Here is a 9,045-nt window from a genome sequence, read left to right as displayed (position 1 = left end):
TTTCTTCACCTGGCTTTTCTGTTTCTTCACCTGGCTTTTCTGTTTCTTCACCTGGCTTTTCTGTTTCTTCACCTGGCTTTTCTGTTTCTTCACCTGGCTTTTCTGTTTCTTTTTTATTTGTAATTTGAAGTTTTACAACTTCAAATTTTTGATTAGAAATCGTAAATTCGATTTCCTTATCAGATAACTCATAACCTTCTGGCGCTTGAACTTCCTTTAAAATATAATCTCCTGGATCCAGTTCTTTCGAAGTTGCTTTACCATTTGCATCTGATGTTAATGTATCGATTTTTGTTCCGTCTTTCCAAATTTCAAACACTGCACCTGCTAATGTTTTATTTGTATCATTAGCATCTACCTTTGTAATTTCTAATTGCCCTTTAATTTCTTCTTTCACTTTTTCATTCAACACTTCTTGTTTTACTACTTCATTCGCTACTACGTTTACTTCGACTGTTACTTCGACTGCTTTGTAGCCTTCTGGCGCTTTCGTTTCTTCTAACGTATATTTTCCTGGCACTAAGTTTTCGAATTTCACAACACCGTCTTTATTCGTTGTTTTTGCTTCTCCAACTACTTGACCACTTTCGTTCTTTAGTCTAAATTCTGCGCCTTCTAGAACTTTTCCACTCTCTGCATCCTTTTTGATTACTTGTAAGCTTCCTAGTTCTTTCGCATTTTCTACTTGTACTTGTACTACTTTGTTTGCTTCCACAACGACTTCAATTTCTTCTTTCAGCAATTTATACCCTTGTGGTGCTTTCGTTTCTTTTAATGTGTACTTTCCTGGTTCTAATTTCTGAGAGATTACTTTACCTGTTTCGTCTGTTCGTAATGTCTCTACTTTTTTACCATCTTTGTACACTTCAAATTCTGCATCTGATAATGCTTTCGTTTTGTCTTGAGCATCTACTTTCACAATTTCAAATTGACCTGTTACTTTTTCATTCGTAACTTCTTGTTTTACTACTTCATTCGCTACTACGTTTACTTCGACTGTTACTTCGACTGCTTTGTAGCCTTCTGGCGCTTTCGTTTCTTCTAACGTATATTTTCCTGGCACTAAGTTTTCGAATTTCACAACACCGTCTTTATTCGTTGTTTTTGCTTCTCCAACTACTTGACCACTTTCGTTCTTTAGTCTAAATTCTGCGCCTTCTAGAACTTTTCCACTCTCTGCATCCTTTTTGATTACTTGTAAGCTTCCTAGTTCTTTCGCATTTTCTACTTGTACTTGTACTACTTTGTTTGCTTCCACAACGACTTCAATTTCTTCTTTCAGCAATTTATACCCTTGTGGTGCTTTCGTTTCTTTTAATGTGTACTTTCCTGGCTCTAATTTCTGAGAGATTACTTTACCTGTTTTATCTGTTCGTAACGTCTCTACTTTTTTACCATCTTTGTACACTTCAAATTCTGCGTCTGATAATACTTTCGCTTTATCTTCTGCATCCACTTTTACGATTTCAAATTGACCTGTTACTTTTTCGGGGATCTTTTTATTCACCACATCTACAGTTACTACTTTATTAGCCTCTACATCAACAGAAACTGAACTAGATGATAATTCATATCCTTTCGGTGCTTCAACTTCTTTTAATGTATATGTTCCAACTGGAAGTTGTTTTGATAAAGCTTCACCTTTATCATCTGTAATAATTGTTTCGACAACGTTCCCATCTTTATCTATAACATCAAATTTTGCACCTGGTAGAAGTTGACCAGATTCACTATCTTTTTTCAATAATTTAAATTGACCATTTTCTACTTTTTTCGTATTCTTCATAACAAATTCAATTATGTTTGTATTATCAATTGTTACTTTTACTGGTGTATCAACTTTTATATATCCTTCTGGTGCACTAATTTCTTTTACAAAATAATCACCAAATGGTAAATCTTTAACTTCCGCAATACCCTTTTCGTTTGTTGTAACCGTATCTACAACATTATTCTCTTTATCTATAACATCAAATTTTGCGTCTTTTAAAACAATGTTTTCATCGTTTTCATCAACTTTTTTAATTTGTAAATTTCCTTTTTCAGCTGCTGGATTTTTCCACTTTGGCCAGTTAAATTTAAAGTTATGAACCTCAAATCCATCTCTTTGGTGTAATCCTCCAACATAGGCTTGTCCATTAATAGAACCACCTTTTGTTTCTACAACTGCATTAGGTGCAAACACACTACCTACTACACCATAACCTTTAGTTGTTATCTTTGTAGCATTAGGAAATACCCAAATTACCTTACTAGCTAACTCAGTAAAAGATGAATTAGGGTCGTATGCTTGAGATGTATTAATTAAATCCGTCGCCATCCCAGTATTTCTTGTATCATACAAAATTGCACCGCCACCAAAACTCACTTCTTCTGCATCTGAATAAATAACAATAAAGTCTTTATTCTCTACATTCGGAAGAAAAACGTCTTTTACATCAAATGCTTTCTTTCCCGTTTGGCCTGAAGAGACATAAATATTAGGGTTGTTTACATCTTCACCGATTCCAAAGCTCATATTAGGTTTTGGCTTATCAGTCTGTAGTTTACTTGCATCCCCAATTACACCATCAACGTCTTTTCTAAATTCTTTAAACTTAGCATCAATCTCCGCTTGCTCTTTATATGAGATACGGTCATATGATGATTTCATTGCACCTTCTGGATCACCATCTTTTGTCATTGCCACTGTTCCATCTTGAATAATTACTTGTCCTGTTCCCGCTTTCGTAAATTGACCGCCTAGTAATAATGATGGGTATCCTTCATCTACCCAAGTTGCTCCTGCTAAGTTATGTGCTCCCGTTGCAGCCGCTAAGACTGTATAACTTGATGCATTCATATTTTTTTGAATAGCCATCGCACCCTCAATATCCGCACTCGTTGCACTATGATCTCCAAAAATGATTGCATTGTAATAAGATACATCACCTAAACCTTTTAATTCTGTTGTAGCTGCCTCTGCTTTATATGGTAAATGGATTAAAAAATTCATACATACTAGTAACACGACTATAAAACTACTACTTAATTTTTTGATTTTTTGATTAAATGATTTCCTCAAAAAATTCATTCCCCCTTTTATAATTCCTAAATTTATGAAAAGAAGTACTTTTCATATGTACCAATCCTTACTGACATTAACTTAAAATAATCCATTTAAATAAACCAAAGAAACTCTACAACTAATTAATATAATTACTACAATTCATTTTTGAGATAATACGTGAATGAAACTATCATGCGGGAGTATTTTTTTGCATACGGAGCTCAACAAAATTAATCTGGAGAATATTTCATATGGTGTAACTATTTTGGCAACATCATTCACTTTACAACAGTTTTCTAAAGGATTCAAGTGAATTGTATAGATTCCAGACACAATTCACCTTTATAGAACGCTTTCATTTTCAAAATAAAGTGAAACTTTAATCAGTGGGGGTTCTGTTCATCCCCCACCTAACTTCTTTGCTTCCGCTGAATTTTGAGGTGGGGTCTTACTGTCCGTTAAAGCGGGATAAAACTAATAAAAAAACGTAGCCAAAAGCTACGTTTTTCCTTTATCGTTTCGGTGTATTTTTATGATTTTTCAAAAACGGAAGCGGGAATTGCTTGCGGAAATGTTCTTTAATCATATATTCTACGCCGTTCTCACTATTTGAACGTGTAATCCAGTCGGCTGCTTGTTTTACCTCTACAGGCGCGTTCCCCATCGCTACCCCGAGACCCACATTTTCAATGACCTCTAAATCTTCCATGCTATCTCCAATCGCAACCATTTCATTTAGCGAAATATTCAAATGCTCTCCAACCAATTGTAATCCGCGTAATTTTGATACATTTTGCGGCAAAATTCCTATTCGTTTTGAATCACATTCAATATACTCTATATCTTGAAACGCTTTTCTTAATGTATTGAGCCCTCTTTCTTTTTCACCTTTCGTTTGGAAAAGAACATCAATTTTTGGCGCCGCGACTGGATGATCACGAAGCGCATCACCTAACGAATCTACAAATTGAACTGGATAAAATAACGGGTCTGCACTTGATAATACAGTACGTGCAATTAAGTTTGGTGTATTTCTCTCACGATTTCCGATTGAAAACCGTTCATGAGAGATGCGGACGTTACAATCAAAGTGCTCTAATACTTGCACAATGTTAAATGTCTTCTCTTCCGATAATCTTCTTTGAACATACGGCTTATCTAACGTTGCTGAAACGAAAGCACCACCATGTGTCACTAATATAGAATCTAATTTTAACGCTTTTGCTACTTTATGAGCAGATTGAAAATTACGGCTCGTAAATAATGTAACGTATACGTCTTTTCTTTTCACAAATTCAATTGTTTCACGTAATCCTTTTGCAATTTTTCCGTTGTTGTATAGTAGTGTCCCATCTATATTAAGAGCTAGTAAGCGATAAATCATGTCGCACTCCCCCTCTTCGCTGTTGTACTCTATCCATAATTTATGAAATAAATGTAGCAAATAGAACGAGTTAGAATTTCTACTGAAAATTTGGTTTACTATATACATATACACTCAGTAAAGGAGATAGTACAATGCAGGCACCTCCTTCCTTTTATGAAGGCGATACGTTAGAAGTGGCAAAGAAATTACTCGGACAAAAACTTGTTCATATTGTAAACGGAATAAAGCGAAGCGGAATCATTGTTGAAGTAGAGGCATATAAAGGTCCCGATGATAAGGCCGCACATAGTTATGGCGGCAGACGGACGGATCGCACAGAAGTCATGTTTGGTGCACCGGGACATGCTTACGTATATTTAATTTACGGTATGTATCATTGTTTTAACGTCATTACAGCACCAGTTGGTACCCCGCAAGGAGTGCTCATTCGAGCCCTTGAGCCAGTAGATGGAATAGAAGAAATAAAACTAGCGCGCTACAACAAAACGGACATTACAAAAGCGCAATATAAAAACTTAACGAACGGACCTGGCAAACTATGCCGTGCCCTCGGCATTACGTTAGAAGAACGAGGTGTATCCCTACAAAGTGACACATTACATATTGAACTCGTCCCCGAAGAAAAACACATATCATCACAATATAAAATAACAGCAGGTCCTCGTATTAATATCGACTATGCAGAAGAAGCTGTACATTATCCGTGGCGTTTTTATTATGAGGGGCATCCGTTTGTTTCAAAGAAATAAACATATGTAAAGGGAGAGACTATGAGGGGTAAACCTGAACTAAAAATAGAATCAGAAAAAGTATATAAAACGAAGAAAAATCCAAATGGAATGTTTGTAGCAAGAATACTACAAATTCCAAAAGAAGAAGATAAACTAGACTTTGTCCTTATTTTATAAAATATAAAAACGAAAAATATTACTTATAACAAAGTTTTAGTAACAACAGATAACGACTATTATTCTTTCCGACTCGCTCGTGGGAATATTAAATGGTCATCCTTATATACTGTTACAGTATGGGATGGGCTTGGGCATCAATTAGTAGAAGTATCAGCCTTAACTGGTAAAGAGAACTATTCTATTTCTGATGAGCATTGTTCCACATATCGGGAGTAACCCAAAATAAAAGAGAAGCCGAATCGGCTTCTCTTTTTACTCTGCACCTTCCGCAGTCGCAATATTATCCTCTAAGTTTTCTCTTGATAATTCAGCCGCCATAAAATCAGCTGTTTCTGGAAGTGCTAAATGCATATGAGCTTTTTGACAAATTTGGATCGTACAGTTTTCAACAACATAGTCGAAAACATGTCCGCCCCCGCTTCTCTCATCATCAATGTAATGTAAATGGAATCCAGCTACACCAATACCTTGCGCATAATCTGGTGTCCAAAATCCAGCAAGCGTACCTTCTGTATTTTCAAATGAGAAGATTGGTTGTGATTTCGTCACTTCAACGAGTGGTGTATACGGTTTTTCTTGTCTTGGAACAGTTCTCGTTCTTACTTCACGGAACGTACCATCCATTCGAATCGCATAAAATAGGTTTTTACTCGGCATTAATTCATGTAATAATGCTTCCACTTCTTCACGATTCATCGGACGCTCTATCGTATAACTCATTTCTTTCTCAAAAAACGTTACAGTCGCAAACGGTGTTGTTTCTTCTGGCTCTACTTTTTCTGCTGAACCGTCTGAACGTAAATGATAAAATTCATTATCAAACGCGATCATTTCACCATCTAATTGATCAAATGTGCCGATACCGAAATCACCACGTTCTTTTAGTTCCTCAAAGCTAATCACACCATCATATATACCATCTAATAGCGCAAGCATTGTAGATGTTTGATATACTTCATTACTCGTTTTCGTTTTTTTTGCATCAATATCCATTAATTGCGCAACAGTCATCTCAAATCTGCCTCCATTAGTTTAATTGGTTTGGTAATAATTTTTCGCTTAATTTAATGTTGTCACGATAGTCAATTGGAATATCAATAATGACAGGACCATCTGCTGCTAATGCAGATTTTAATACCCCTTCTAATTCATCAGGCGTGTTAACACGAAGACCTAACGCCCCGAAACTTTCCGCATATTTCACAAGATCAACATCCCCAAACTCTGTAGCTGATGTTCTGCCGTATTTCATCATTTGTTGGAATGCAACCATATCATATGTGCCGTCTCTCCAAACGAGATGGACGATTGGAGAATTTAAGCGTACCGCCGTTTCTAACTCCATCGCTGAAAATAAGAAACCACCGTCACCTGATACGGAAACTACTTTTTTACCTGGTTCTACTAAAGTAGCTGCGATTGCCCAAGGGAGTGCAACACCTAACGTTTGCATACCGTTACTAAATAATAATCTACGTGGTTCATAAGAACGGAAACATCTCGCCATCCAAATAGAATGGGAACCGATGTCACATGTAACAGTTGTATCGTCACTAATTAAAGAACGAAGTGTACGAATCACTTGAAGTGGATGCGTAACACCTTCTGAAGGACGATTTGGAACTTCTGCTTGTTCTGATAATTTCGCACGTAATCGTTCTAATACTGCTTCTGATTTCGTACTTAACACAAGTTTCGGTAATTTTTCTGCGATACTATTTACTGTTAAGGCAATATCACCAATTAATTCACGCTCTGGTTGGTAATCATGATCGATATCTGCTTGATGGTCATCAAGATGAATAATCGTTCTGTCCCCAAGTTTATTCCAGAATTTCGGATCATACTCAATTGGGTCATAACCGATAGAAATAACAAGGTCCGCTTCTTCTAGTAAAATATCACCTGGTTGGTTACGGAATAAGCCAACGCGGCCGAAGAAATGATCTTCTAATTCACGTGAAATCGCACCAGCTGCTTGATATGTTTCAACGACAGGAAGTTCTGTATCCGCAATTAATTCACGAACAGCTTTCGTCACTTCATTTGTGCTTGCTCTCATACCGAGTAAAATAACCGGCAATTTCGCTGCTTTTATTTTTTCTACTACGTATGTAATATCATGTGTGGGAGCGATTCCAAGCTGTGGCTTAGAAAGCGCACCGATAGACTCTACATTCGTTTCCGCAGTCATAACGTCTTGCGGAAGACTTACTAAAGTAGCGCCTGGATTTGTGGAAGTCGCACTTCGGAATGCATTTGATAATGCTTCTGGCACATTATCAGGATGCTCTACTTCTACGCTATATTTTGTGATTGGTTCGAATAGTGCAGCATTATCCATAGATTGGTGCGTACGTTTTAATCGATCTGTACGTGGAACTGCACCAGCTAAAGCAACAACGGGATCACTCTCCGCATTCGCAGTAACAAGACCTGTCGCTAAATTTGATGTCCCTGGTCCTGAAGTTACAAGACATACGCCCGGTTTTCCTGTTAATCTACCAATCGCAGCTGCCATAAATGCTGCATTTTGTTCATGACGACAAACAATTAACTCTGGTCCTCTTTCTTGCAGTACATCAAATACAGAGTCAATCTTCGCTCCTGGAATACCGAAAACATGTGTAACACCTTGTTTAATTAAACAATCAACAACAAGATCTGCTCCTTTTGTTTTTGTCTTCACGTCGTTTGCTTTTACACCTGTACTCAAACTAACCATTCCTTTGTTTCATAATTTGTGTAATAAAGATTTTAAACTTCACCTGGTTAATTAATGTGGTGAAGTATTATTTATCATTATATTACAAATGCATTATTTTTCCAACGATATGAATTTGACAGTTTTATGACACTCATTAAGGAATACGCTTACAACCCTTTATTTATCTTAAAATAATATTTTCATATTTTCTCGAAAAAATCTAAAAAACTTCCATCTCATCACGGTACCAAAATGTTTACAGTACCTTGCAAAGAACACTACTAAATGATATATTTGTAAATATTGGAACACCCATTAATTGGAATAACATTCGTAGTTAGTATATCCCCCTCTCAAAAAAGAGCGAATTCTCAGCTATAATTCATTATTTTATAAAGGGAAGTGATTACAATGAACAAAAGTGAATTTTTAAGCCAACTTAGTTCCTCCCTACGGAATATACCTAATTCAGAAAAGGAGGATATCATCTCAGAGTACGAAACTCATTTTATTAGTGGTAAACAGGATGGAATATGCGAAGAAGAAATTTCTAAAAAACTAGGAAACCCTAAAGCTATTGCTAAAGAACTTAATGTTTCCTATGCAATAAGCAATGCTGACAAGAAACGAAGCTTCAAAAATATGATAACTGCACTATTTTCTGTTATGAGCTTAAGTGTTTTAAACTTTGCCTTTATCTTTATCGCCTTTTTCGTACTACTCTTTTTATTACCTTTTCTTCTAGCACTTATCATTGCCACTCCAGTATTAATTATTTCACCTATTTTATTAATAGGATTAGGATTCTTTAAAGGGTTTCATCAAATTAGTTATTCCGATGTTTATAATGTGTTCATCGCTTTTTGCGTCGGTTTACTCATATCCGTCATATCTTACCAAATGGTCAAACATATATACGCACTTTTAGTAAAGTATTTGAAATGGAATATTGCTATTTTACAAAGACACTAATGAATGTAAAAGGAGATTA

At 36.1% G+C, this 9,045-nt stretch carries 6 protein-coding genes and 1 pseudogene; 3 read left to right on the top strand and 4 right to left on the bottom strand.

Annotated elements, in window-relative coordinates; genetic code table 11:
* Together ACTFR9_RS25540 and ACTFR9_RS25535 are read right to left on the bottom strand one after the other, a co-directional pair.
* On the bottom strand, positions 1-3,073 hold a 3,073-nt coding region (locus ACTFR9_RS25540), incomplete at its 3' end, for a SpaA isopeptide-forming pilin-related protein (protein ID WP_440049036.1).
* 487 nt (positions 3,074-3,560) lie between these two features.
* The gene (locus ACTFR9_RS25535; RefSeq protein ID WP_440049035.1) at positions 3,561-4,433 is read right to left on the bottom strand and encodes a Cof-type HAD-IIB family hydrolase; all 873 of its coding nucleotides are present in this window, start codon (positions 4,431-4,433) and stop codon (positions 3,561-3,563) included.
* A 134-nt stretch (positions 4,434-4,567) separates the two neighbouring features.
* Here ACTFR9_RS25535 and ACTFR9_RS25530 point away from each other — a divergent pair, with 134 nt between their 5' ends.
* Positions 4,568-5,185: a DNA-3-methyladenine glycosylase gene (locus ACTFR9_RS25530; RefSeq protein ID WP_001148814.1), complete on the top strand. Its 618-nt coding sequence runs from the start codon at positions 4,568-4,570 to the stop codon at positions 5,183-5,185.
* A gap of 21 nt (positions 5,186-5,206) precedes the next feature.
* A pseudogene (locus ACTFR9_RS25525) lies at positions 5,207-5,563 on the top strand (hypothetical protein).
* 36 nt (positions 5,564-5,599) lie between these two features.
* Here the strand turns inward: ACTFR9_RS25525 and alsD are convergent.
* Positions 5,600-6,358 (bottom strand): alpha-acetolactate decarboxylase, encoded by a 759-nt coding sequence (alsD, locus tag ACTFR9_RS25520; protein WP_076855673.1) that lies wholly within the window; start codon positions 6,356-6,358, stop codon positions 5,600-5,602.
* Positions 6,359-6,374: 16 nt separating this feature from the next.
* Positions 6,375-8,063 carry an acetolactate synthase AlsS gene (gene alsS, locus ACTFR9_RS25515; protein WP_000103507.1) on the bottom strand — a complete coding sequence of 563 codons (1,689 nt, stop codon included), beginning with the start codon at positions 8,061-8,063 and terminating at the stop codon, positions 6,375-6,377.
* Between the two features lie 402 nt (positions 8,064-8,465).
* Between alsS and ACTFR9_RS25510 the strand changes: the two genes are divergently transcribed.
* Positions 8,466-9,026 (top strand): HAAS signaling domain-containing protein, encoded by a 561-nt coding sequence (locus ACTFR9_RS25510; protein ID WP_076855672.1) that lies wholly within the window; start codon positions 8,466-8,468, stop codon positions 9,024-9,026.
* Positions 9,027-9,045: the final 19 nt, after the last annotated feature.

Source organism: Bacillus cereus group sp. MYBK222-1, assembly GCF_051916425.1.
Taxonomy (GTDB): domain Bacteria; phylum Bacillota; class Bacilli; order Bacillales; family Bacillaceae_G; genus Bacillus_A; species Bacillus_A paranthracis.
The sequence above is the reverse complement of the archived record's forward strand: the minus strand, read 5'-3'. Positions and strand labels throughout refer to the sequence as shown.

Coding starts and splice junctions, on each gene's coding strand:
- ACTFR9_RS25535 (WP_440049035.1), bottom strand. CDS start 4,433: ATGATTTATCGCTTACTAGCTCTTAATATAGATGGGACACTACTATAC.
- ACTFR9_RS25530 (WP_001148814.1), top strand. CDS start 4,568: ATGCAGGCACCTCCTTCCTTTTATGAAGGCGATACGTTAGAAGTGGCA.
- alsD (WP_076855673.1), bottom strand. CDS start 6,358: ATGACTGTTGCGCAATTAATGGATATTGATGCAAAAAAAACGAAAACG.
- ACTFR9_RS25510 (WP_076855672.1), top strand. CDS start 8,466: ATGAACAAAAGTGAATTTTTAAGCCAACTTAGTTCCTCCCTACGGAAT.